The sequence below is a fragment of the Dactylosporangium sp. NPDC005572 genome (assembly GCF_040605515.1).
In the GTDB taxonomy this organism is placed as follows: Bacteria; Actinomycetota; Actinomycetes; order Mycobacteriales; family Micromonosporaceae; genus Dactylosporangium.
This window is the reverse complement of record NZ_JBEXCY010000009.1, coordinates 22,005-43,484: the sequence shown is the minus strand read 5'-3', so window position 1 is coordinate 43,484 and position 21,480 is coordinate 22,005. Positions and strand designations below refer to the sequence as shown.

At 72.2% G+C, this 21,480-nt stretch carries 19 protein-coding genes and 1 pseudogene; 2 read left to right on the top strand and 18 right to left on the bottom strand.

Translation table 11 applies throughout. The features are described 5' to 3' along the window. Nucleotides 1-37 precede the first annotated feature (37 nt). On the top strand, nt 38-778 hold the full coding sequence (locus ABZS66_RS07030) for an LON peptidase substrate-binding domain-containing protein (RefSeq protein WP_354755936.1): 741 nt from the start codon (nt 38-40) through the stop codon (nt 776-778). Here ABZS66_RS07030 and ABZS66_RS07025 read toward each other — a convergent pair. Together ABZS66_RS07025 and dnaE are read right to left on the bottom strand one after the other, a co-directional pair. Next, on the bottom strand, nt 740-1,552 hold the full coding sequence (locus tag ABZS66_RS07025) for a DUF2567 domain-containing protein (RefSeq protein WP_354755935.1): 813 nt from the start codon (nt 1,550-1,552) through the stop codon (nt 740-742). The genes ABZS66_RS07030 and ABZS66_RS07025 overlap by 39 nt on opposite strands. A 928-nt stretch (nt 1,553-2,480) precedes the next feature. Next, nucleotides 2,481-5,765, bottom strand: a pseudogene (dnaE, locus tag ABZS66_RS07020) (DNA polymerase III subunit alpha); the annotation flags it as partial. Nucleotides 5,766-5,812: 47 nt separating this feature from the next. Between dnaE and ABZS66_RS07015 the strand changes: the two are divergent. Then, nucleotides 5,813-7,162, top strand: coding sequence for a transaminase (locus tag ABZS66_RS07015; protein WP_354755933.1), 1,350 nt, complete (start codon nt 5,813-5,815; stop codon nt 7,160-7,162). Here the strand turns inward: ABZS66_RS07015 and ABZS66_RS07010 are convergent. The 16 genes from ABZS66_RS07010 to murC form a co-directional block, all read right to left on the bottom strand. Further along, nucleotides 7,155-8,072: an AAA family ATPase gene (locus tag ABZS66_RS07010; RefSeq protein WP_354755931.1), complete on the bottom strand. Its 918-nt coding sequence runs from the start codon at nt 8,070-8,072 to the stop codon at nt 7,155-7,157. The two genes, ABZS66_RS07015 and ABZS66_RS07010, sit on opposite strands and share 8 nt — an antisense overlap. Before the next feature lie 299 nt (nt 8,073-8,371). Further along, on the bottom strand, nt 8,372-9,199 hold the full coding sequence (locus ABZS66_RS07005; RefSeq protein ID WP_354755930.1) for a hypothetical protein: 828 nt from the start codon (nt 9,197-9,199) through the stop codon (nt 8,372-8,374). Between the two features lie 4 nt (nt 9,200-9,203). Further along, nucleotides 9,204-10,130, bottom strand: a complete 927-nt coding sequence (locus ABZS66_RS07000) for an RluA family pseudouridine synthase (protein ID WP_354755929.1) — start codon at nt 10,128-10,130, stop codon at nt 9,204-9,206. Further along, nucleotides 10,123-10,617: a signal peptidase II gene (gene lspA, locus ABZS66_RS06995; RefSeq protein ID WP_354756110.1), complete on the bottom strand. Its 495-nt coding sequence runs from the start codon at nt 10,615-10,617 to the stop codon at nt 10,123-10,125. The genes ABZS66_RS07000 and lspA overlap by 8 nt, the downstream gene beginning before the upstream one ends. 68 nt (nt 10,618-10,685) lie before the next feature. Then, the gene (locus tag ABZS66_RS06990; protein ID WP_354755927.1) at nt 10,686-11,117 is read right to left on the bottom strand and encodes a TraR/DksA family transcriptional regulator; all 432 of its coding nucleotides are present in this window, start codon (nt 11,115-11,117) and stop codon (nt 10,686-10,688) included. Between the two features lie 622 nt (nt 11,118-11,739). After that, on the bottom strand, nt 11,740-13,257 hold the full coding sequence (locus tag ABZS66_RS06985; RefSeq protein ID WP_354755925.1) for a potassium/proton antiporter: 1,518 nt from the start codon (nt 13,255-13,257) through the stop codon (nt 11,740-11,742). Next, nucleotides 13,254-13,541 carry a DUF167 domain-containing protein gene (locus ABZS66_RS06980; RefSeq protein ID WP_354755923.1) on the bottom strand — a complete coding sequence of 96 codons (288 nt, stop codon included), beginning with the start codon at nt 13,539-13,541 and terminating at the stop codon, nt 13,254-13,256. Before ABZS66_RS06980 ends, ABZS66_RS06985 begins: the two co-directional genes overlap by 4 nt. A 68-nt stretch (nt 13,542-13,609) precedes the next feature. Further along, entirely contained in the window at nt 13,610-14,368 is a 759-nt protein-coding gene (locus ABZS66_RS06975) for a hypothetical protein (protein ID WP_354755921.1), read from the bottom strand. Between the two features lie 264 nt (nt 14,369-14,632). Then, nucleotides 14,633-15,442, bottom strand: a complete 810-nt coding sequence (locus ABZS66_RS06970) for a DivIVA domain-containing protein (RefSeq protein WP_354755920.1) — start codon at nt 15,440-15,442, stop codon at nt 14,633-14,635. Nucleotides 15,443-15,491: 49 nt separating this feature from the next. Continuing rightward, nucleotides 15,492-15,797, bottom strand: a complete 306-nt coding sequence (locus tag ABZS66_RS06965; protein WP_238007728.1) for a YggT family protein — start codon at nt 15,795-15,797, stop codon at nt 15,492-15,494. 18 nt (nt 15,798-15,815) lie between these two features. After that, nucleotides 15,816-16,430 carry a cell division protein SepF gene (gene sepF, locus ABZS66_RS06960; protein WP_354756108.1) on the bottom strand — a complete coding sequence of 205 codons (615 nt, stop codon included), beginning with the start codon at nt 16,428-16,430 and terminating at the stop codon, nt 15,816-15,818. A 126-nt stretch (nt 16,431-16,556) separates the two neighbouring features. After that, a complete protein-coding gene (locus ABZS66_RS06955; protein WP_354755917.1) occupies nt 16,557-17,258 on the bottom strand; it encodes a YggS family pyridoxal phosphate-dependent enzyme in 702 nt (233 codons plus the stop codon). A gap of 117 nt (nt 17,259-17,375) precedes the next feature. After that, a complete protein-coding gene (gene ftsZ / locus ABZS66_RS06950) occupies nt 17,376-18,479 on the bottom strand; it encodes a cell division protein FtsZ (RefSeq protein WP_354755915.1) in 1,104 nt (367 codons plus the stop codon). Nucleotides 18,480-18,720: 241 nt separating this feature from the next. Continuing rightward, nucleotides 18,721-19,221, bottom strand: coding sequence for a DinB family protein (locus ABZS66_RS06945; RefSeq protein WP_354755914.1), 501 nt, complete (start codon nt 19,219-19,221; stop codon nt 18,721-18,723). Continuing rightward, nucleotides 19,218-19,976: an FtsQ-type POTRA domain-containing protein gene (locus ABZS66_RS06940; protein WP_354755912.1), complete on the bottom strand. Its 759-nt coding sequence runs from the start codon at nt 19,974-19,976 to the stop codon at nt 19,218-19,220. The genes ABZS66_RS06945 and ABZS66_RS06940 overlap by 4 nt, the downstream gene beginning before the upstream one ends. A gap of 3 nt (nt 19,977-19,979) precedes the next feature. After that, nucleotides 19,980-21,425 (bottom strand): UDP-N-acetylmuramate--L-alanine ligase, encoded by a 1,446-nt coding sequence (gene murC, locus ABZS66_RS06935; RefSeq protein WP_354755911.1) that lies wholly within the window; start codon nt 21,423-21,425, stop codon nt 19,980-19,982. Nucleotides 21,426-21,480: the final 55 nt, after the last annotated feature.

The window sequence follows — 21,480 nt, the reverse complement described above, 5'->3', positions numbered from 1 at the left end:
CCCGCTCCGCTCGGCTCCGCTCGGCTACGCTTCGCCCGTGGAGGCAGCGAACGAACCGGAGCGGGACGCGCGCACGCTCCTGCCGCTCTTTCCGCTCGGCACCGTCCTCTTCCCGGGCCTGGTGCTGCCCCTGCACGTGTTCGAGCCGCGGTACCGCACCCTCGTCCAGCACCTGACCGACCTGCCGGCGAGCCTGCCGCGGGAGTTCGGCGTGGTGGCGATCCGCCGCGGCTGGGAGGTCGGCCGGCAGAGCGAGGCGGCCGACGCCTCCATTACCGCCGGCGAGTCGCTGTCGCTCTACGAGGTCGGCTGCGCCGCCGAGGTCCGGCAGATCACCGAGCTTCCCGACGGCCGCTTCGACCTGATGACCGTGGGCCGCCGCCGCTTCCGGCTGCTGGGCCTGGCCCGCAATGACGCTCCGTACCTCACCGGCGAGATCGAGTGGCTGCCGGAGCCGAAGGGCGAGCCGGACCGGGAGGGCGAGCTCGCGGCCGGGGTGCTGGCGGCGTTCCAGCAGTACCTCCGCGCGGTCCGCCGCGGCGAGGGCGACGACGACGGCGAGCAGCTGCCCGACGACCCGACGGTGCTGTCCCACCTGGTCGCGGCGACGGCGTCGCTCACGCTGGAGGACCGCCAGTCGCTGCTCGCCGAGCCGGACACCACGAGCCGCCTGAAGGCCGAGCGCTCGCTGCTGCGCCGCGAGGCGGCGTTGCTGGGCCGGGTGCGGGCGGTGCCGGTGTCACTGGCCGACCTGGCCGTCCCCTCCAGCCCCAACTGACGGACTCCCGCTCTGCACGGGCCCCTGGACCGGGCTCTGCACCGGGCCCTGGACCGGCCCTTGGATCGGGCCTTGGCTTTGGGTCGGCCCCTGATGCGCCTGGCCGTCCGGGTGCGCGGCGACCGCCTGGTCCGAGGACTCCGGCTGGTCGAAGTACTCGGGCGGCATGTTGTCGTACCGGAGCGTGGGCGACACGTGGAACCCGGCAAGCCCGGTGTACACGGCCGCGGCGGCCAGGGCCTGGACGAGCATCGTGCCGCGCACCCAGGGGATGAACCCGAGCGCGAGACTGGACGTCCCGGTCCGCAGCTTGACGGGCCGGAAGATGTGCGTGTCCTTGGGAGCGTGCTCGACGAGGTCGAGGTAGTGCGCGTACCCGATCTTGTTCCCGAGCCAGGCCGCGAGCACGGAGGCCCCGGCCGACCCGACGACGAGCCCGGCGAGCATGATCGGCCCCCGCTGCCGCCGGAAGACCAGCCACGCCCCCACGGCCACGAGCGCCCCGACGACAACGGCGATCATGATGAACCAGCCATCGTCCGCCCAGTACCCCTCGGGCTCCGGCTCGATCGGATAGGGCCCGAAGTCGGTCTGGATAAGCTCGACCTCAGGCGCGAGCCAGGCCCAGAGCACCCCGACGGGCGCCCCGAGCACCGCCACCACGGCCGCAGCGACCAGCGCGAACACGATTTCGAGCCCGATCCCGGCCCGCGGACGCGCCGGGACCTCGTCAACGGGCGGCGGCCCGAAGGGCTCAATAGGGGCGATACTCACGAACCCATCCTGCCAGGAGCCACGCCCCCCGACGAACCACGCCCCACCCGCCCCGCCAAGCCCCAAGCAACACCCACCACACCCGCCACCTCACCCAACCGACCGTCGATACGTCCGGATAAATCCGAAAAATCGGCCACATAGCCGAACCAAATACGGAGCGCGGCAGCCAAGCCCATGATCATGGGAAGAATCTGGTCGCCATGACAGCCAGATCCTTCCCATGATCATGGAGGGGAGGGCCGGTCGGCCCGGTCGGACGCGAATCCGGCCCCCTGGACGGCCTCGACAAGGAGGGCTGGCCAGGCCAGGAGGGACAGATCCGCGGGAGGGCGGGGCTCTCGACGAACGACACCGCGGCAGGCAACGCGCCCTGGGGCCGCGGCCGGGTTTCGGTCGGACGACCGACCAGCCCGGGGCGGCACCCACGAGACTCGGTCAGTCGACCGACCAACCCCGAGGCCACAACCGGGACATTCGGTCAGTCGACCGACCAACCCCGAGGCCACAACCAGGACATTCGGTCAGTCGACCGACCAACCCCGAGGCCACAACCAGGAGATTCGGTCAGGCAACCGACCGACCCGAGGGTCGCCTCCGACAGTTTCGGTCAGGCGACCGACCAGCCTGAGACCGCAGCCCGGAGATTCGGTCAGGCAACCGACCGAGCCTGAGACCGCAGCCCGGAGATTCGGTCAGGCAACCGACCAACCCCGAGGCCACAACCAGGAGATTCGGTCAGGCGACCGACCGAGCCTGAGACCGCAGCCCGGAGATTCGGTCGGGCGACCGACCGAGTACAGCCGACGGGACGGACGCGGCCGGGCACGGCAGCGCCACCCGCGGCATAGCAGGCGCGCTACGGCGTCGGCGGCGAGGCCGACGGCGGGGCCAGCGGGGCGGGGGCGGCCGGCGGGGCGGACAGCGCGGCGGTCAGTGCCGGTAGGTCCGGGGCGCGCAGGTCCATCGCCATCAGGCGCGGGGACTCCTCGCGCCGGTCCACGCGGCCCTTCACCGCGACGATGGCGTCCTCGGCGACGTACTGGCCGATCTCCTCGTACGTGTTCGGGAAGAACATCACCTCGATCGAGCCGTCCAGGTCCTCCAGCGTCGCCGACGCCCACGGGCGGCCCTGGCGGGTCACCTTCCGCTGGACGCCCGACAGGATGCCTGCCAGGGCCACCACGGCGCCGTCGGGGACGGTGCCCTCCTCGGCGATCGACGCGATCGAGCGGTCCGCCGCGCGGCGCAGGGCCGGCTCCAGGCCGCGGAGAGGGTGGTCGGAGACGTACAGGCCGAGCATCTCGCGCTCGAACGCCAGGCGCTCCGGGCGGTCCCAGTCGCCGGGTGGGATCGGGGCCGCGGGGGCCTGGACGTCCTCCAGGGCGCCGAAGAGGTCGAACTGGCCGATCGCCTCGTTGCGCTTGGTGCCGAGGACGGCGTCGATGGCGTCGGCGTGGATCATGATCAGGCCGCGGCGGGGGTGGCCGAGGGAGTCGAAGGCGCCGGCCTTGATCAGGGACTCGATCGTCTTGCGGTTGCAGACCGACTGGTCGACCTTGCGCAGGAAGTCGTGGAAGTCGGCATACGGGCCCTGGGCGCGGCGGGCCTGGACGATCGACTCGACGACGTGGGCGCCGACGTTGCGGACCGCGCCCAGGCCGAAGCGGATGTCGGCGCCGACCGCGGCGAAGCGGCCCTGGGAGGAGTTGACGTCAGGCGGCAGGACGCGGATGCCCATGTGGCGGCACTCGGCGAGGTAAACGGCCATCCGGTCCTTGTCGCCGGCGACCGAGGTGAGCAGGGCGCTCATGTACTCCGCCGGGAAGTTGGCCTTGAGATAGGCCGTCCAGTAGGCGACCAGCCCGTAGGCCACGCTGTGCGCCTTGTTGAACGCGTAGTCGGAGAACGGGACCAGGATGTCCCACAGCGTGCGGACGGCGCCGGCGGAGTAGCCGCGGGCGCGCATGCCGGCCGAGAACGGCTCGAACTCGCGGTCGAGGATCTCCTTCTTCTTCTTGCCCATCGCGCGGCGCAGCAGGTCGGCGGCGCCGAGGGAGAAGCCGGCGACCCGCTGGGCGATCGCCATGACCTGCTCCTGGTAGACGATCAGGCCGTAGGTGTCGTCGAGGATGTCGGCGAGCGGCTCGGCGAGCTCCGGGTGGATCGGCACGACCGGGCGGCGGCCGTTCTTGCGGTCGGCATACTCGTTGTGGGCGTTGGCGCCCATCGGGCCCGGCCGGTAGAGCGCGCCGACGGCCGAGACGTCGGCGAAGCTGTCGGGCGCCATCGAGCGCAGCAGCGCCCGGACCGGCCCGCCGTCGAACTGGAAGACGCCGAGCGTGTCACCGCGGGACAGCAGCTCGTAGGTGGCCTTGTCGTCGAGCGACACGTCCTCGATGACCACCTCCACGCCCCGGTTGTGCCGGATGGCGTCGAGCGCGTCGTCGAGGATGGTCAGGTTGCGCAGGCCGAGGAAGTCCATCTTCAGCAGGCCGAGCGCCTCGCAGGCGCCCATGTCCCACTGGGTGATGATCGCTCCGTCCTGCTCGCGCTTCTGGATCGGCAGGACGTCGAGCAGCGGCTCCCGGGACAGGATCACCCCGGCGGCGTGCACGCCCCACTGCCGCTTGAGCCCCTCCAGGCCGCGCGCGGTGTCGACGACCTCGCGGACGTCGGGCTCGCTCTGGTAGAGCCGGCGCAGCTCGGCCGCCTCCGCGTGGCGCGGGTGGGCCGGGTCGAAGACGCCCGCGAGGGGCATGTCGCGGCCGAGGACGGGCGGCGGCATGACCTTGGTGATCCGGTCGCCGAGCGAGAACGGGTGGCCGAGCACGCGGGCCGCGTCCTTGATCGCCGCCTTCGCCTTGATCGTGCCGTAGGTGATGATCTGCGAGACGCGGTCCGCGCCGTACTTGTCGGTGGCGTAGCGGATCACCTCGCCGCGCCGGCGCTCGTCGAAGTCCATGTCGATGTCCGGCATCGAGATGCGCTCCGGGTTGAGGAACCGCTCGAACAGCAGCCCGTGCGCGAGCGGGTCGAGCTCGGTGATGCCGAGCGCCCAGGCGATGACGGCGCCGGCGGCCGACCCGCGCCCGGGCCCGACCCGGATGCCCTCCCGGCGGGCGTGGGCGACCAGGTCGGCCACCACCAGGAAGTACCCCGGGAAGCCCATCTGCCCGACCACGGACAGCTCGTAGTCGGCCTGCCGGGAGTGCCCGGCCGGCACCCCGCCCGGGAAGCGGCGGGCCAGGCCGCGGCCCACCTCGGCCCGCAGCCAGGAGTCCTCGGTCTCGCCGTCGGGCACCGGGAAGCGCGGCATGAGGTTGCGCGGGGCGAACACTGCCCCGTAGTCGCCGATCCGCTCGGCGATGCGCAGCGTCGCGTCGCAGGCGCCCGGGACCTCAGCGTCCCAGAGCCGGCGCATCTCCTCGGCCGGCTTGAGGTAGAAGTCCTTGGCGTCGAGCTTGAACCGCTTCGGGTCGGCCAGGGTGGTCGCCGACTGCACGCAGAGCAGCACCTCGTGCGCGTCGGCGTCGGCGTGGAACGTGTAGTGCAGGTCGTTGGTGGCGACCGGGGTCAGCCCGAGCCGCTTGCCGAGGCGCAGGAGGTCGTGCCGGACGCGGGCCTCGATCTCCAGGCCGTGGTCCATCAGCTCCAGGTAGAAGTTGTCCGGGCCGAAGAGGTCGCGCAGCTCGGCGGCGGCCGTGCAGGCCCGCTCGAAGTCGCCGATCCGCAGCCAGGTCTGCACCTCGCCGGAGGGGCACCCGGTCGTGGCGATCACTCCCCGGCCGTACTCCTGGAGCAGCTCGCGATCGGCCCGCGGCTTGTAGAAGAAGCCCTCCGTGCTGGCCCGCGACGCCAGCCGGAACAGGTTGCGCAGCCCGGTGGCGTCGGCCGCGAGCATGGTCAGGTGGGTGTAGGCCCCGCCGCCGGACACGTCGTTCTCCCCGCCGGACGCCCAGCGCACCCGCGTGCGGTCGCCCCGGTGCGTGCCGGGTGTCAGATAGGCCTCCAGGCCGAGGATCGGCTTCACGCCGGCGTCGAGAGCGCGGTGGTAGAAGTCGTAGGCCCCATACATGGTCCCGTGATCGGTCATGGCCAGCGCCGGCTGGCCGAGCCGCGCCGCCTCCGCGAACAGCGGCCCCAGCCGCGCCGCACCGTCCAGCATCGAATACTCAGTGTGTGCGTGCAGATGTACGAACGACTCCCCCACGACCGTGAACCTATCCCCGGGGTACGACAGTTTGCGACACTCCACGGATGATCGACCGTGACCGCCTGGCCCGCCTGCTGGACCGCGAGCGGACCGCCTTCGCCGAGAACAACCCGCGATCGCAAGCCGAGTACGGCAAGGCGGGGCACCTGTTCGGCCGCGTGCCGATGACCTGGATGAACAAGAAGGCGGCGGGCTTCCCGCTCTACCTGGCGACGGCCCGCGGCGCCACGGTCACTGACCTCGACGGGCACGAGTACGCCGACTTCTGCCTCGGCGACACCGCGGCGATGGCCGGCCACGCGCCCCCGCCGACGGCACGGGCGGTCCAGGAGCGGTTCGCCGACGGCGCCTGCGCGATGCTCCCGACGCCGGACGCGGCCTGGGTCGGCGCCGAGCTGACCCGCCGCTTCGGGGTCACCGAGTGGAGCTTCGCGCTCACCGCGACCGACGCCAACCGCTGGGTGATCCGGCTGCTGCGGGCGATCACCGGCCGCCCGAAGATCCTGTTCAACAGCTACTGCTACCACGGCTCGGTCGACGAGTCGCTCATCGTCCTGGACGCCGCGGGCAACAGCAGGAGCCGCGAGGGCAACGTCGGCGCGCCCGTCGACGTGACCGTGACCAGCCGGGTCGCCGAGTACAACGACCTGGAGGGCCTGGAGCGCGAGCTCGCCCACGGCGACGTCGCGGCGGTGGTCATGGAGCCGGCGCTGACGAACATCGGGATCGTGCTGCCCGAGCCGGGCTATCTCGAAGGCGTCCGCGAGCTGACCCGCCGGTACGACACCTATCTCGTCAACGACGAGACCCACACGTTCTCGGCCGGCCCCGGCGGCGCGACCAAGGCCTGGTCGCTCGAGCCGGACGTGGTGACCATCGGCAAGGCGATCGGGGGCGGCATTCCGGCGGCCGCGTATGGGCTCTCGACAACAATCTCCGACAGGATCAACGCGATGCAGGACCTGGATCTGGTCGACATGGGCGGCGTGGGCGGCACCCTGGCCGGCAACGCGTTGTCGATCGCCGCGACCCGGGCCACGCTGGAGCATGTCCTCACCGACGCGGCGTTCGAACGCATGACGGCCCTGGCCGAGCGCTTCGCCGCCGGCGTCCGAACGGTGATCACCACGCATGACCTGCCCTGGTCGGTGAGCCGGCTCGGCGCACGGGTGGAGTACCGCTTCGCCAGCCCGGCGCCCAGGAACGGCGGCGAGTCGAACCGGGCCGCGGACCCGGACCTGGAGGACTACCTGCACGTCTACCTGGCGAACCGGGGCATCCTGCTCACGCCGTTCCACAACATGGCGCTCATGTCCCCGGCCACGACCGAGGCACAGGTCGACCACCACGGGACGGTGTTCGCCGAGGCGGTCGCCGCAATAGCGACTACCTAGCGTAGGGGTCCATCATCACGGCCGCCGCCCGCAGCCAGGCGCGCTTGGTCGCGGGCCCCAGCATGGGGTACTCGATGTTGGAGCCGCTCTCCAGCGCCGGGTCGTAGGGGACGACGACCACGGCCCGGGTGCGGCTGCGGAAGTGCCCGGCCAGGTCGTCGATGAGCGGCGTCGGGTTGGGCGTCGGGCAGGACAGCAGGGTCACCGCGTTGGCGACCAGCTCCTCCATGCCCGCCTCGTCGAGCAGGTCGAGCATCCAGTCGGCGGTGAACGCGGCGTCCTCGCGCGGCACGCTGGTGACGACCAGCTGGTCGGCGGTCTGCAGCACGGTCTGCCAGTTGGGGCTCTCGACGTTGTTGCCGGTGTCGACGCAGATCACGTCGTGGGTGCGGCGCAGCAGCTCCAGGACCCGGCGCACGGTGTGCGGGTCGAGGCGCTGCGCGAAGCGCGGGTTCTCCTCGCCGGCCAGCACGTCGTAGGAGCCGTCGGAGGCGTGCCGCAGGTAGTCGTCGAGCATGTCGTAGAGGTCGTACCCCGCCGCGTTCTCGACCCGCACCAGGTCGGCGATCAGGTGCCGGATGGTGCGGGCGTGCCGGGCACTGCCGGCGCGCAGGCCCAGCGTGCCCCGCAGCTCGTTGTCGTCCCAGGCGATCACGCCCTTGCCCCGGACGGCGCCGATCGTGGCCGCGGTGAGCACCGTCGCGGTCGTCTTGTGCACCCCACCCTTGGGGTTCGCGAACGCGAGCACCTTCGGTGTCGGGATCTCCTGGCGGAGCACGTTCACCATCTGCTCGGTCGGGTCGGCGGGCCGCTGCTGGTACTCCAGTCGCGGGCCGGGCGCGTCGGGACGGCGCTGCGGGCCGGCGGACCGGGGCGGCGCTTCGAAGGGTCGCGTGCCGTTGGGATGCATTGGCTCGTCATCGTAGGGCCGCGACGGCGGGTACGGCGCTGTGGGGCGCTCGAACCTTCCGTCGTAATCCAGATCACTCGGCTGCGCCCGCCCGGACAGGGCCCGGTCGAGGAGCGACCGCCACCGGGGTGCCGGCTCGGCCGGCCCGTCCCACCTGGCATCGGCGCGCTCTGCCACCCCTGGCCCTCCTTACCGGCGTCCCTCACCCGTACCCCAGGCTACGGACCGAACACTCTTCGGACCACTGTTGCGCGCCCATCCCCTGCATCAACTGCACGACAGGCCGGAGGAACACCCGGTTACGACGGCCGTGGGGACGCGGCCGCACTTGCGGGGACTTCGATCATCGGCCCGGCGAGCGTAGTCTGCTCCGGCAACGGGGGCAGAAACACTGTGCGATCGAGTCGTTGCAGCTCGGTGATCGGATCGACAGCTCTGGTCTCCGGTCGTTCCTCGATCATCCGCAGTACCCCTGGCGCCGCGGAGACGACCGCCGCGTACACGCAGGAGCAGTGCTCCGCGTACGCCGTCGCCTCGTTGTCCGCCACGATCGCCCCGGTCGCGTAAATTTCGCGCAGCTCGTCGGGCTTGTCGTTCGCGGCGAGCAGGTCGCGGTAGTGCTGCGCCTCCTCGCGCTTGCGCACCGCGGTGGCGTCCATGGCCGCGACCACGTCGTCGGGCAGCCGGTACGCGCCGAGCCGGACCAGCTCGGTCTGCGTGTGCGGCAGCGGTACCCGGGCGAAGACGCTCGACAGGGAGGCGTCCGCGAGCACCGGGGCCAGCCGGTCCGGCGCGAGGTACGCGTTGAACGACACGAGCGCGTAGACGGCGGTGTCGCCGGCGAGCCCGGCGAGCTCGGCCCGGCTGCTGTCGAGGTACCCCGGGATCGACGCCCCCTCCGGCACGCCGACCCGCAGCACGTCACCGAGCGACGGGTCGCTGCCGCGGCTGCGGTTCGCGTCGTGCACGACGAGCAGCGTGGCCGTCACCGCGACCACCCCGACGACGGCGGTGAACACGCGCAGCCGCACCGCACCCCGCAACAGCCGGGCCAGGACGTTGCCGACCGGCGCGACGATGCGCCGGGCGAGCCGCGGTGCCAAGGTCGCGCGGCGTGCCGGATCCATGACGCTAGGCCCCGGCGAGGACGGCCAGAGCCTCGGCGAGATCGGGCGGGTACTCGCTCACGAACGACACGTACTCGCCGGTCCTCGGGTGCAGGAAGCCCAGCTCACGGGCGTGCAGCCACTGCCGCGACAGGTGCAGGCGGGCGGACAGGGTGGGGTCGGCACCGTACGTGAGGTCGCCCACGCACGGGTGACGCAGGGCCGAGAAGTGCACCCGGATCTGGTGCGTCCGCCCGGTCTCCAGCTTCACGTCGAGCAGGGTGGCCGCGGGGAACGCCTCGATCGTGTCGTAGTGCGTGATGCTCGGCCGGCCGCCGGACACGACCGCGAACTTGTAGTCGTGGCTCGGGTGCCGGTCGATCGGCGCGTCGATCGTGCCGCGCAGCGGGTCCGGGTGGCCCTGGACGACGGCGTGGTACCGCTTCTCGACCTCACGCGCCTTGAACGCCCGCTTCAGCGTGCTGTAGGCGGACTCGCTCTTGGCGACGACCATGAGCCCGGTCGTGCCCACGTCGAGGCGGTGCACGACGCCCTGCCGCTCGGCGGCGCCGCTGGTCGCCACCGTGTGCCCCATCGCGGCCAGCCCGCCGATCACGGTCGGGCCGGTCCAGCCGGGGCTCGGGTGCGCGGCGACGCCGACCGGCTTGTCGACCACGACGATGTCGTCGTCGCTGTACACGACGGCGAGGCCGGCCACCGGCACGGCCTCGACCGACGGCGCGCTCGGCGGGGCCGGGAGCGTGACCTCCAGCCAGGCGCCGGCGGTGACCTTGTCGGACTTCGGCCGCACCTCGCCGTCGACGGCGACGTCGCCCGCCTCGACGAGCGCGGCCGCGACCGTGCGGCTGAACCCGAAGAGCCGGGTCAGCGCCTGGTCGAGCCGCGTGCCGTCGAGCCCGTCGGGGACGGGGAGCGAGCGGACCTCACGCATGCTCGTCCTGCTCGTCCTTCTTGGCGCGGGTGCCGTCGCGCCGCCGGCCCGTGAACTCCAGCAGGACGGCGAGCGCCACGCCCACCGTCAGCGCCGAGTCCGCCACGTTGAACACCGGGAAGTGCCCGCCGTGGTCGTCGAGGAAGCTGAACATGTCGACGACGTGGCCGTGCAGCGGCTTGGGCGCCCGGAAGATCCGGTCGACCAGGTTGCCCAGCGCCCCGCCGAGGATCAGCCCGAGGGCGACCGTCCACGCCATCGACGCCGTGCTGCGCACCATCCAGATCAGCGCGGCGACCACGACCGTCGCGATGATCGGGAAGATCCACGTGTAGTCGCTCAGCATGCTGAACGCGGCGCCGCTGTTCCGCGTGTAGATCACGTAGATCAGGCCGCCGAGCAGTTTCACCGGCTCGCCGCCCGCGATCGTGGACGTCGTCCACTGCTTCACGGCGATGTCGATCGCAATCACCACGACCGCGACCAGGCCGAACAGGCTCCAGACGCGGGCGGTCCCGCCGCGGGGGGTGGTCGTGGTGAGGTCGTCCTGGGTGGTCAGCGCCGCTCCTCCAACTGCTTGCAGGTGACGCAGAGCGTAGCGGACGGGAACGCGGCGAGCCGCTCGACGGGGATGGCGTTGCCGCACTTCTCACACCAGCCGTAGCCGCCCTCGTCGAGCCGCTCCAGGGCCCGCTCGACCTGGTTGATCCGCTCCAGGATGTTGTTGGCGAGGGTGATCTCCTGCTCGCGCTCGAACGTCTTGGTGCCGGTGTCGGCCTGGTCGTCGCCGGCCGAGTCGGTCAGCCGGTGCTGCTGGAGCTCGGCGATGTCGACCAGGGTCTGGTCGTGCTCGGCCTTGAGCTCGTCGCGGCGCTCGATGAGCGCGACCCGGATCTTCTCGGTCTCGGCTGCGGTGCGCGTGCCACGGGAGGCCTTCGCCCCAGCGGTCTTGGCCGCGGTGGTCTTCGGTTCTGCGGTCTTGGCCATTGTGGCTCCCTCGGCCGCAGCTGCGGCGATCGGCGTGGTGTGCTGAGTGGTGCCGGCGGTGCCGCGCCCCGCGGCGGCCGCCTTCGACGCCCGCGCTGTCCGGCCGGCCGGCGCCGCCTTCCGCACCGGAGCGGACTCCGGCGCCGTCTTGTCAGTGATGGTGCGACCCGCGCCGCCGCCGCGCGGGGCGGTCCTGGTGGCGGCCTTGGTCGCGGTCTTCGCGGTCTTCGCGGTCTTCGCGGTCGGCTTGCTCGCCGCCGTCCGCTTCGCCGGTGCGGCGTTCGCCGCTTTTGTCGCCTTTGTCGCCTTAGTCGAACTTGCCGCTGCGCGCGAGTTCGCCTGCTTCGCCGCGGCCGCCTCCGTCGCGCTGCCCGCGGCTTGCCGACCAGCCGCTTGCTGTGCTCTTGTCACAGTGTTCACTCGCGTCACACCGGTGGCCGCGCCTCGCCCGGCACCGCTTGCTGCCCGGCCTGTCGGCACGGCATCAGCCCGCTCGGCCATGGCTCCCCCAGATGCAAAATGGGCGCGCGACGCGCCGTCGCGCACTCCAGTGGCTGGCAAGGATACGGAATGTACACGCGTCCGACAAACATGCCACACGCATTCCGACCAATTGGATCAGTTATTGGCGCCGATCCTCGCCGTGTTCGGCAAACCAACGGGCGAGTCTTCCGCGCCTGCTCACGGCCCGCAGCCGTCGCTCCGCCACGTCGCGCACCTGCTCGGTCGTCACGATCAGGAGGCTGTCACGGGTCTTCAGGCGGGTCTCGGGCACCGGGACGAACGCGCCGCCGTCGCGCAGCACGAGCGTCACGACCGCACCGACAGGCAATCGTAACTCGTCCACGTGCACGCCGTTGAGCTTCGAGCCCGGCGGGACCTCGACCTGGAGCAGGTCGGCGCCCATCCGCTCCAGCGGCGCGGCCTCGACCTGGAGGTCCGTCGGCTCGGCCGGCGCGGTCACGCCCAGCCGTTTCGCCACGGGCGGCAGCGTGACGCCCTGCGCCGCCGTGTAGACGACCACCAGGACGAAGACCACGTTGAAGATCTCCTGGGCGTGCGGCACGCCGGCCGACAGCGGGATGGTCGCCAGGACGACGGGGACCGCCCCGCGCAGCCCCGCCCAGGCGAGGAACGCCTGGTCGCGCCACCCGAACCCGTTGGACCCCAGGTTGAACGGCAGGACGCTCAGGTGTACCGACAGGGGCCTTGCCAGCAGGATCAGCACGAGGCCGACGACGAGCGCCGGCAGCACCGCGCTGCCCAGCTCGGCGGGCGAGGCCAGCAGACCGAGCAGCACGAACAGGCCGATCTGGGCGAGCCAGGCCAGCCCGTCGGCGAAGCCGAGCATGGCCCGCCGGTGGGGCAGGTGGGCGTTGCCGAGCACGACGCCGGTGACGTACACGGCGAGGAAGCCGGAGGCGTGCACGACCGAGCCCGCGGCGAAGGCGAGCACGGTCAGGCCGATCGCGGCGAGCGGGTAGAGACCGGCCGACGGCAGCGCGGCCCGGCGCAGCGCCCAGGCGCCGCCGAAGCCGGCGAGCAGGCCGATGGCGCCGCCGGCGACCAGCTCGAAGGCGACCAGGCCGAGCTGCTCGTACCACGGGCCGTGGCTGCCCGCGGGCATCGACAGCAGCACGACCAGGATCACGACCGGGGCGTCGTTGATGCCGGACTCGGCCTCCAGCAGCGCGGCCAGGCGCGGGCGGACCGGCACCCGGCGCAGCGTCGAGAAGACCGCAGCGGCGTCGGTCGACGACAGCACCGCGCCGTAGAGCAGCGCCTCCTGCCAGGGGACACCGAGCGCGTAGTGGACGACCGCCCCGATGACGGCGACGCTCACCCCGACGCCGAACGTGGACAGCACGACGGCCGGGCCGAGCACCGGGCGCAGCGTCGACCAGCGGGCGGTCAGGCCGCCCTCGGCGATGATCACGACCAGGGCGCAGATGCCGAGCGTGCGGGTCAGCTCGGCGTTCTCGAACTGGATGCCGAAGCCGGCCTCGCCGATGACCACCCCGAGCAGCAGGTACACCAGGAGGCTGGGCAGGCCGAGGCGGACCGAGAGGCGCACCGCGCCGACACACACCAGCAGCACGGCCGCACCGATGAGCAGTGCGACGTTGAAGTCGTGGGTCAACGGCCGGACCCCAGCAGCGCGGCGACCCGTTCGTCGAGGCCGGCGGGCGGATCGTCGAGCTCGACGAGCTTGTCGCGGCTGGCCGCGCCGGCCTTCAGCCGCAGCGCGGAGGGCCGGACCCGGATCGCGTCGGCCAGCGCCCGCAGCGCGGCCTCGGTGGCCTGCCCGTCAACCGGGCGCGCGCCCACCGCGACGATCAGCGCCGGGCCGTAGGGGCCCGGGTAGCTGCCGCCGACCGCGGTGCGGGACGCACCGGGCCGGACGCGGATCGCGATGGTGACCACACTTCATTGTGAGGCTTCACCCGATCGAGGGCGATCGTCCACCCGGCCACCTCACTCCGGGCGGAGCATCAGCGGCGGCCCAGGAGGACGTCGTTGGGGGCGCAGACGCTGCACGGCGTGAAGCCCAGCTCGACCGCCTCGTGCGCCGGCAGCGGCTCGTGCTCGCGGCCGAGCAGGTGCGAGCAACCCTGGACGTGGTACCGCGGCCGCCCGTCGATGACGAACACGTCGGCCTCCAGCGTGGCGACCCGGGCGACGTCCGCCGCCGACGACGCCTGCACCGGCGGCTCGTCGTCCGGGTCCTCGTCGTCGTAGTCGTCCTCATCGTCGGAGCCGGCGGCGTCGTGGCCCGCGGCGTCGTACCCGCCGCGGTCGGTGTCGCCGTACTGCGGGATGTCCGCCGGCACGTCCGGCTCGTCGCGGACCGGCGCCGTCATGGCCGCCTCGTCGATGCGCGAGTGCGGGTGCAGGTCGGCGGGCGGCTGCAGGGGAGCGCCGCTGTACGTGCCGCCCACCCGCGCCCCGGCGCCCACCGGCTGGCGTTCCTCGCCGCGGGCTCGGCGCCGGCCGGCGAAGTCGAGGTCGTCGGACGGGTCCGGGGCGATCCGCGACTCCATCGGGTCGTACCGCTCCGACGGCAGCCGGCCGGTCCGCACGGTGCGCGCCGACCGGGCGGCGGCGGCCTGGCGGCCTCCGACGATGAGCGCCACCGCGGCGAGCAGGCTCGCCCCGATGGATGCGACCAGCATGGCGTCGGAGCCCTGCAGCAGCCCCAGCACGAGCAGGCCGACGGCCACCACGATCAGCAGCACACTTCCGACGATCACGGCCCTGTCCCTCCGCATGACGATCCCGGCGCGAGTTTCCCGGGCGAGTGTCTCAGCCGGTACAACGACCGAGCCCCCCGGGAAGCGACCGGCGCCCCAGCCGAAATCGACTGGGGCGCCGTGTGTCGCATTGACCGGCGTGTCAGGCCGATGCTCTGTGCTGGGCGTGCTGGTGGTGCCGCCTGAGGTCGGGCGCGGTGCTACTCGGGAACACGGGGATCCTGCCGGTCGCCCTCACGAGCGCTCGGCGATCACCGCCCCGGCTCAGCGACCGGCGCCCTCGTAGCCACCACCCGCGAGGCCGGCCGTCGCGAGGCCGCCGCCCGCGCCCGCGGCCCGCGGAGCGTCGCCGGCGCGCTGCGTCATCTCGGCCTCGAGGCTCTGCTCGCGGCCGGTGAGGTCGCGCAGCTGGCTCTCCAGGTACGCCTTGAGGCGCGTGCGGTACTCCCGCTCGAACTGCTTGAGCTCCTCGATGTGCTTCTGCAGCGCGGTGCGCTTCGCGTCGAGGCCGCCCATGGCCTCCTGGTGACGCTGACGGGCGTCGCGCTCGAGGGCGTCGGCCTTCGCGCGGGCGTCGCGGGTGACCTCCTCGGCCTTGGTGCGGGCCTCGGAGAGCAGCTTGTCGGCCTCGCGGCGCGCGTCGGACACGTGGTCGTCGGCGGTGCGCTGGGCCATCATGAGCACCCGCAGTGCCTGCTGCTCGCCGTCACCGGACGCACCGGCGGCGCCGCCGCCACCCTGCGTGCGGATCTGGTCGAGCTCCTGCTGCATGCTGCGGGCGGCCTGCTCGGCCGACGCCTTCTCCCGCTGGACGCGCTCGAACTGCGTCTTGAGGTCGGCGAGCTCGCCGGCGAGGCGCGGGTCGCCACCGGGACCGGCGGGCGCGCGGCCACCGCCGCCGCCACCGCCGCGCTCCAGCTGGGCGCGCAGCTCGTTGTTCTCTTCGATCAGCCGGGCGAGCTCGCGCTCCACCTCGTCGAGGAAGGCGTCGACCTCTTCCTCGTCGTAGCCCCGTTTGCCGATCGGGGGCTTCTTGAAGGCGACGTTGTGGACGTCGGCCGGGGTCAGCGGCATCGAAACTCCTCAGGTCAGTTGCGGCCGCGTGGCCGCCGAGCGGCGCTGGTCACGAGAACACCTCGATCAGGCGGCTTACCACGACGTTCATCAGCACGAACAGGATAACCAGCAGCACAAGCGAAGACAGGTCCACGGCCACGGTACCAATACGCAGCGGACGTATCACCCGCCTCAACGCTTTGAGCGGCGGATCGGTGACGCTCCACACCACTTCAAGCGTCGCCGCGGCTCCCCGGCCCGGTTGCCAGCGCCGGCCGAACTGCATCACGTAGCCCATCACGAAGCGTGCGAGGAGCGCTACCAGGAACAGGTAGAGCAGCAGATGCACGATCTGCAAGGTGATGGACACCACGGCCGTTGAGTCCTCGCATCAGCTCTGGTTGAAGAACCCGCCCTCGGCGATCTTAGCTTTGTCCTCTGCGGTGACCTGGACATTTGCCGGAGAGAGCAGGAAGACCCGGTTGGTCACCCGCTCGAAGTTACCACGCAGGCCGAATACGAGTCCGGCGGCGAAGTCGACCAAACGTTTGGCGTCCGCCTCGTCCATTTCGGTGAGGTTCATGATCACCGGCACACCGTCGCGGAAGTGCTCACCGATCGTGCGCGCCTCGTTGTACGTCGTCGGGTGCAGGGTCGTGATCGCGTAACGGCGGTCGTCACTCTCTTCTTCGACCGGCTGACGCTCACGGACGGTGGTCTGGGGGGCGAGTGCGAGATTGTCGCGTGTCGGGTAGCTGACGGTCGAGGTGGGTCGCGTGATCGAGCGCACGGTGCTGGTCCGGCTGGCGGTGCTCGCCTCCAGCCGCTCGGCCGCCGTCAGCCGCTCCGAGACCGTGCGCACCCGCGGCGCCGGCACCTCGTCGACCTCGTCCTCGTCGTCGGCGAAGTCGTCGCCGTAGCTCCGGTAGTGACGATCGTCGTAGCCGCGCTCGTCCTCATCCTCGACGAGGCCGAGCCAGACGCCCGCCCTGCGCAGAGCACCCATTCGCGCTCCTCCGTCCACCGCCATGCGGCACTTCCCCCCGTTGTCGGTGCCACCGATCACGTTGTGCGACACCGACCCGCCGGCGCAGAACCACACCCGTGTAGTTTTTCCGTTCCCGCGGCCAGGCTACCCCAGCGGGGTTCGATTTCCGAGCAATGCGCTACCGACACGGACATGTGTCGAGCCGTGCAGAATCGCGGATTCCAGGTCGTTGCTCATACCGGCGGAAATCCAGCCCGCGCCGGGAAAGCGCTGCCGAATCCGGCCGGCGATCGCGGCGAGCCGCGCGAATGCGTCATCGGCTTCCCAGCCGAGCGGCGCGACGGCCATCACGCCGCGCAGCCGCAGCGCCGGGCTCGCCGCGATCGCCGCCGCGACCTGTTCCACCATTCCGGTGACGGCGCCGCCGCGCTGCTCGTCGTCGTCGAGGCTCACCTGGACGAGGGCGTCGAGCGGCTCGGGCCGCTCGGCCTTCACGGCCGCGTCGACCAGCGCGTCGACCAGCCGCAGGCTGTCCACCGAGTGCACCGCCGAGGCGTACCGCACCACCGAGCGGGCCTTGTTGCGCTGGAGCTGGCCGACGAAGTGCCAGCGCAGGGCCGGGTCGGCGACCGCCTCGGCCTTCGGCGCGGCCTCCTGGTCGCGGTTCTCCCCCACGTCGTGGACGCCGAGGGCGACCAGCCGGGTGACGTCCTGCGCCGGGTACGTCTTCGTCACCGCGACGAGGGTCACCTCGTCGGGTGAACGTCCGGCGGCCGCGCAGGCTGCGGCGATGCGCTCCCGGACCTGGGCGAGGTTCCGGCCGATCTCCGCCGACCGAGCGTCCACACTGCCTCCATTTCCTTCAGGCGACGTCCCACACGGCCACCGCGCCGGGTCGCCCAGCGAAATGATCTCGGGTGGGCCAACATGATGTTGACCCACCCGAAGTGAAGCAGAAACCTCTCAGGCGCCGTTCTTCAGGAAGTCCGGCACGTCGACGTCGTCGAACAGCACCCGCCGGGGCGGCGGCGGGGCCTGGCGCTCGGTGGACACCTGCTCCTTCGGCGGCGGGTTGTGCGGCACGGCCCGCCGCGGCGCCTCGACCGGCCGGTACGCCGGGGAGCCGCCGTCGAAGCCGGCCGCGATCACCGTGACGCGCACCTCGTCGCCGAGCGCGTCGTCGATCACGGCGCCGAAGATGATGTTCGCGTCCGGGTGGGCGGCGTCGGTGACCAGCTGGGCCGCGTCGTTGATCTCGAACAGGCCCAGGTCGGAGCCGCCCGCGATGGAGAGCAGGACGCCGCGGGCGCCGTCCATGCTCTGCTCCAGCAGCGGGCTGGAGATCGCCGACTCGGCGGCCTCGACCGCGCGGTTGTCGCCGCGGGCGCTGCCGATGCCCATGAGGGCGCTCCCGGCGCCGCTCATGACGCTCTTGACGTCGGCGAAGTCGAGGTTGATGAGACCGGGCGTGGTGATCAGGTCGGTGATGCCCTGCACGCCGGAGAGCAGCACCTGGTCGGCCTGGCGGAACGCGTCCATCATGCTGATGCCCCGGTCGCCGAGCGCGAGGAGGCGGTCGTTCGGGATCACGATGAGCGTGTCGCACTGGTTGCGCAGCTCCTCGATGCCCGCCTCGGCCTGCACCTGGCGGCGCTTGCCCTCGAACGAGAACGGCCGGGTGACCACGCCGATGGTCAGCGCGCCGAGCTTCCGCGCGATGTTCGCCACCACGGGCGCGCCCCCGGTGCCGGTGCCGCCACCCTCGCCGCAGGTGACGAAGACCATGTCGGCGCCCTTGAGCACCTCTTCGATCTCGTCCCGGTGGTCTTCGGCCGCGTTCTTGCCGACGTCCGGATTCGCACCCGCACCGAGCCCGCGCGTCAGTTCGCGGCCGACGTCGAGCTTGACGTCGGCGTCGCTCATCAGCAGGGCCTGTGCATCGGTGTTGATCGCGATGAACTCGACGCCCTTGAGGCCAACCTCGATCATGCGATTCACGGCGTTGACGCCGCCGCCGCCGATGCCGACGACCTTGATGACCGCGAGATAGTTGTGCGGATGAGTCATCGGACCACCTTTCCTTTCGAGGTTGGCGAGCGCCGATCCTTCCCGGAGCCGTCGAACCGGTGAAACCAAGCCCGAGTGCCCGACCCCGCGACGGGCGGCGTCCGCCAAATGCGAACGCACCGGATGGGGGTCCCGCAAACCCTCACCCTTTACTAGAGGCTTATAGTTATGTCAACTAATGCCTTATCGCAAGGTAAAGGCCCGACTGTCGTGATCCAAGGACCGCCACCCGGCGTGTCGGCTATTCGCCCACGACGCCGTCGGCCAATTCCCTGACGGCGTCCAGGTGCCCGTTGTGACGGGCGGTCTCCTCGATCATGTGCAGCAGCACCCAGCGGACCGACACGGGGTTGCCGCGGCGCCGCCCGGCGCACATCGCGTCGGGGTCGAGACCGGCGGCGATCCGCCGGGAGACGTCGCACTGGGCGCGGTACCGGGCCAGCACGTCGCCGAGCGAGTCCCCCGGCCGGCGGCGCCATTCGAGGTCCGGGTCCTCGTCGGTCCAGTGCAGCGGCACGTCCAGCCCCGCCACCACCCGCTCGAACCAGTACGACTCGACCGACGTGAGATGGGACACGAGCCCCGCCGCGCTGGTCAGCGGCGACGCCGGCAGCGGTGCCCGCCAGGCCTCCTCCTCGCCGAGCCCGGCGCACTTCACGTGCACGGTCTCGCGGTGCCAGTCCAGCCAGGCCGACACCAGGGTCCGCTCGTCGCCGACGAACGGCAGCTCCGGGCGGCTCACCGCTCCACCACCACGCCGGGCGCGCTCACGTCGAGCGTGCGGCCCGGCGCGACCTGCGTGAACTCCAGCACGCGCACCTTCGCCTCGTTCTCTGTCGCGTCGCCCCACACGACGGTGCGACGGTCGGTCAGCTCCAGCCGGATCCGGGTCGGCGACTCGGCGACCAGCGCGGTCATCACCGCCCGCAGGAACGGCGGCAGCGCGGCCAGCACGGTCAGCGCCGCCGTCGTGGTGTCGTCACCCGGCTCGGGGTCGGCCAGCCGCAGCACCGGCAGGCCGACCGGGGCCGCCTCGACCGGCAGGTAGCCGACACCCTCGGCGTCGAGCAGCACGAAACCGCCGACCTTGACCACCGCGGCCACCGCCGAGCGCTCCTCGATCCGCAGCCGGAGCGTGCGCGGGAAGTCCGCCGACGCGGCGACCGTGCGGACCGGCTTGAGCTGGCGCACCCGGCGCTCGACGGCCCGCAGGTCCACCCGGGCCAGCGGCGTGCCGTGGGGCACCCCCGCCGCCTGCCGGACCGCGTCGGCGCTCAATGTCGCCACCCCGGCGACCTCGATCCGCTCGACGCCCAGCACCGGCGTGGCGAGGACGACCACGGCCGCCACCCCGAGCAGGGCGGCGACCGCCAGCGCGACCAGCCAGGGCAGTGCCGCGCGGAGGCGGCGCTGCCGGGCCCGCTTCGCGAACCGCCGCACGGACTGCGGCGCGCCGCGAGGGGCCAGCACCAGCCGCCAGCCGCGCGTCTGGGTCAATGGTCAGTCGCCTTCGCCTCGGGAGTGGTGGCGGCCGACGTAGTCGGTGCCGCCGGCCGTCTTGAGCGCCGCGAGCAGTTCGTCGCCCATGAGCGAGATCGGCGGGGCGCCCATCGTGACGACCACGTCGCCGTCGTGGACCCGGCGGACGACCTCGCCCGGCACGTCCTCCCAGGACGGCACGAACACCTTGCGCTCGTCGGGCAGGCCGACGGCGGCGGTGAGCGCCACCCCGCCCTCCCCCGGCTCGCGCAGCTCGCCCGGGCCGAAGACCTCCATCACGATCGCCTCGTCGGCGAGCGCGAGCGCCTCGGCGATCTCGGTCTGGAAGTCGCGGGTGCGGTACATCCGGTACGGCTGGAAGACCACCACGAGCCGGCCGCCCGCGGCCACCTCGCGCAGCGTGTGCATGGCCGCCGCCATCGGGACCGGGTGGTACGCGTACTCGTCGTAGACCTTGACGCCGGCCTCGGCGCCCTTGAGCTCGAACCGGCGGCGCACGCCCGGGAACGCGGCGAGCGCCTCGATCGCGGTCTCCGCCGGGATGCCCAGCCGCAGCGCGACGAGCAGAGCGCCGGCCGAGTTCAGCCCGAGGTGCGCGCCGGGCACCGGCAGGAACACCTCGCCCAGCGGGACGCCGTCGTGGTGGGCCACGTACCGCACGCCGCCCGCCGACGACCGCACCTCGCTGATGCGCAGGTCGGCGTCGGGCGCGGTGCCGTACGTGATCACGTCGGAGCCGTTGGCCCGGGCCCGCACCGCCATCCGCATCGCCCCGGCGTCGTCCGCGCAGGTCACCACGAACCCGCCCGGTTCCACCCGGCCGCAGAACTCGACGAACGCGTCCTCCAGGCCCTGGAGGTCGCCGTAGGTGTTGAGGTGGTCGGCGTCGATGTTCGTGACGACCGCGACGTGCGGCTCGTACAGCAGGAAGGAGCGGTCGCTCTCGTCCGCCTCGGCGACGAACAGGTCGCCGCTGCCGTGGTGGGCGCTGGAGCCGGCCGCCGAGATCTCCCCGCCGATGACGAACGACGGGTCGGCTCCGCCGTGCTGGAGGATCAGCGTGATCATCGACGTGGTCGTGGTCTTGCCGTGCGTGCCGGCCACGGCGATGCCCCGCCGGCCCACCATCGTCGCGGCCAGGGCCTCCGAGCGGTGCAGCAGCCGCAGCCCGCGCTCGCGGGCCGTCGCCAGCTCGATGTGGTCCTTCGGGATGGCCGTGGAGTAGATCACGGTGTCGACGCCGTCGAGGTTCGAGGCCTCGTGGGTGCGGTAGATGGTGCCGCCGAGCGCCTTGAGCGCGGCGAGCTGCGGCCACTCCTTCAGCTCGCTGCCCGACAGCGGGATGCCCCGCGTGAGCAGCAGCCGGGCCAGGCCGCTCATCCCGACCCCGCCGACGCCGACGAGGTGCACCTTGCCGAGATCCTCGGCGGTGAGCTTCTCGGTCATGCGTCCTCCGCTTCGCTCCGGCCGCATGCCTTCATGCTGAGCCACTGATGACCGG

What these genes read in the sequence shown, in the direction of transcription:
- ABZS66_RS07015 (WP_354755933.1), top strand. Translation starts at nt 5,813, where the DNA reads ATGATCGACCGTGACCGCCTGGCCCGCCTGCTGGACCGCGAGCGGACC.
- ABZS66_RS07010 (WP_354755931.1), bottom strand. Translation starts at nt 8,072, where the DNA reads ATGCATCCCAACGGCACGCGACCCTTCGAAGCGCCGCCCCGGTCCGCC.
- ABZS66_RS07005 (WP_354755930.1), bottom strand. Translation starts at nt 9,199, where the DNA reads ATGGATCCGGCACGCCGCGCGACCTTGGCACCGCGGCTCGCCCGGCGC.
- ABZS66_RS07000 (WP_354755929.1), bottom strand. Translation starts at nt 10,130, where the DNA reads ATGCGTGAGGTCCGCTCGCTCCCCGTCCCCGACGGGCTCGACGGCACG.
- ABZS66_RS06990 (WP_354755927.1), bottom strand. Translation starts at nt 11,117, where the DNA reads ATGGCCAAGACCGCAGAACCGAAGACCACCGCGGCCAAGACCGCTGGG.
- ABZS66_RS06970 (WP_354755920.1), bottom strand. Translation starts at nt 15,442, where the DNA reads ATGCCGCTGACCCCGGCCGACGTCCACAACGTCGCCTTCAAGAAGCCC.
- sepF (WP_354756108.1), bottom strand. Translation starts at nt 16,430, where the DNA reads ATGGGTGCTCTGCGCAGGGCGGGCGTCTGGCTCGGCCTCGTCGAGGAT.
- ftsZ (WP_354755915.1), bottom strand. Translation starts at nt 18,479, where the DNA reads ATGACTCATCCGCACAACTATCTCGCGGTCATCAAGGTCGTCGGCATC.
- murC (WP_354755911.1), bottom strand. Translation starts at nt 21,425, where the DNA reads ATGACCGAGAAGCTCACCGCCGAGGATCTCGGCAAGGTGCACCTCGTC.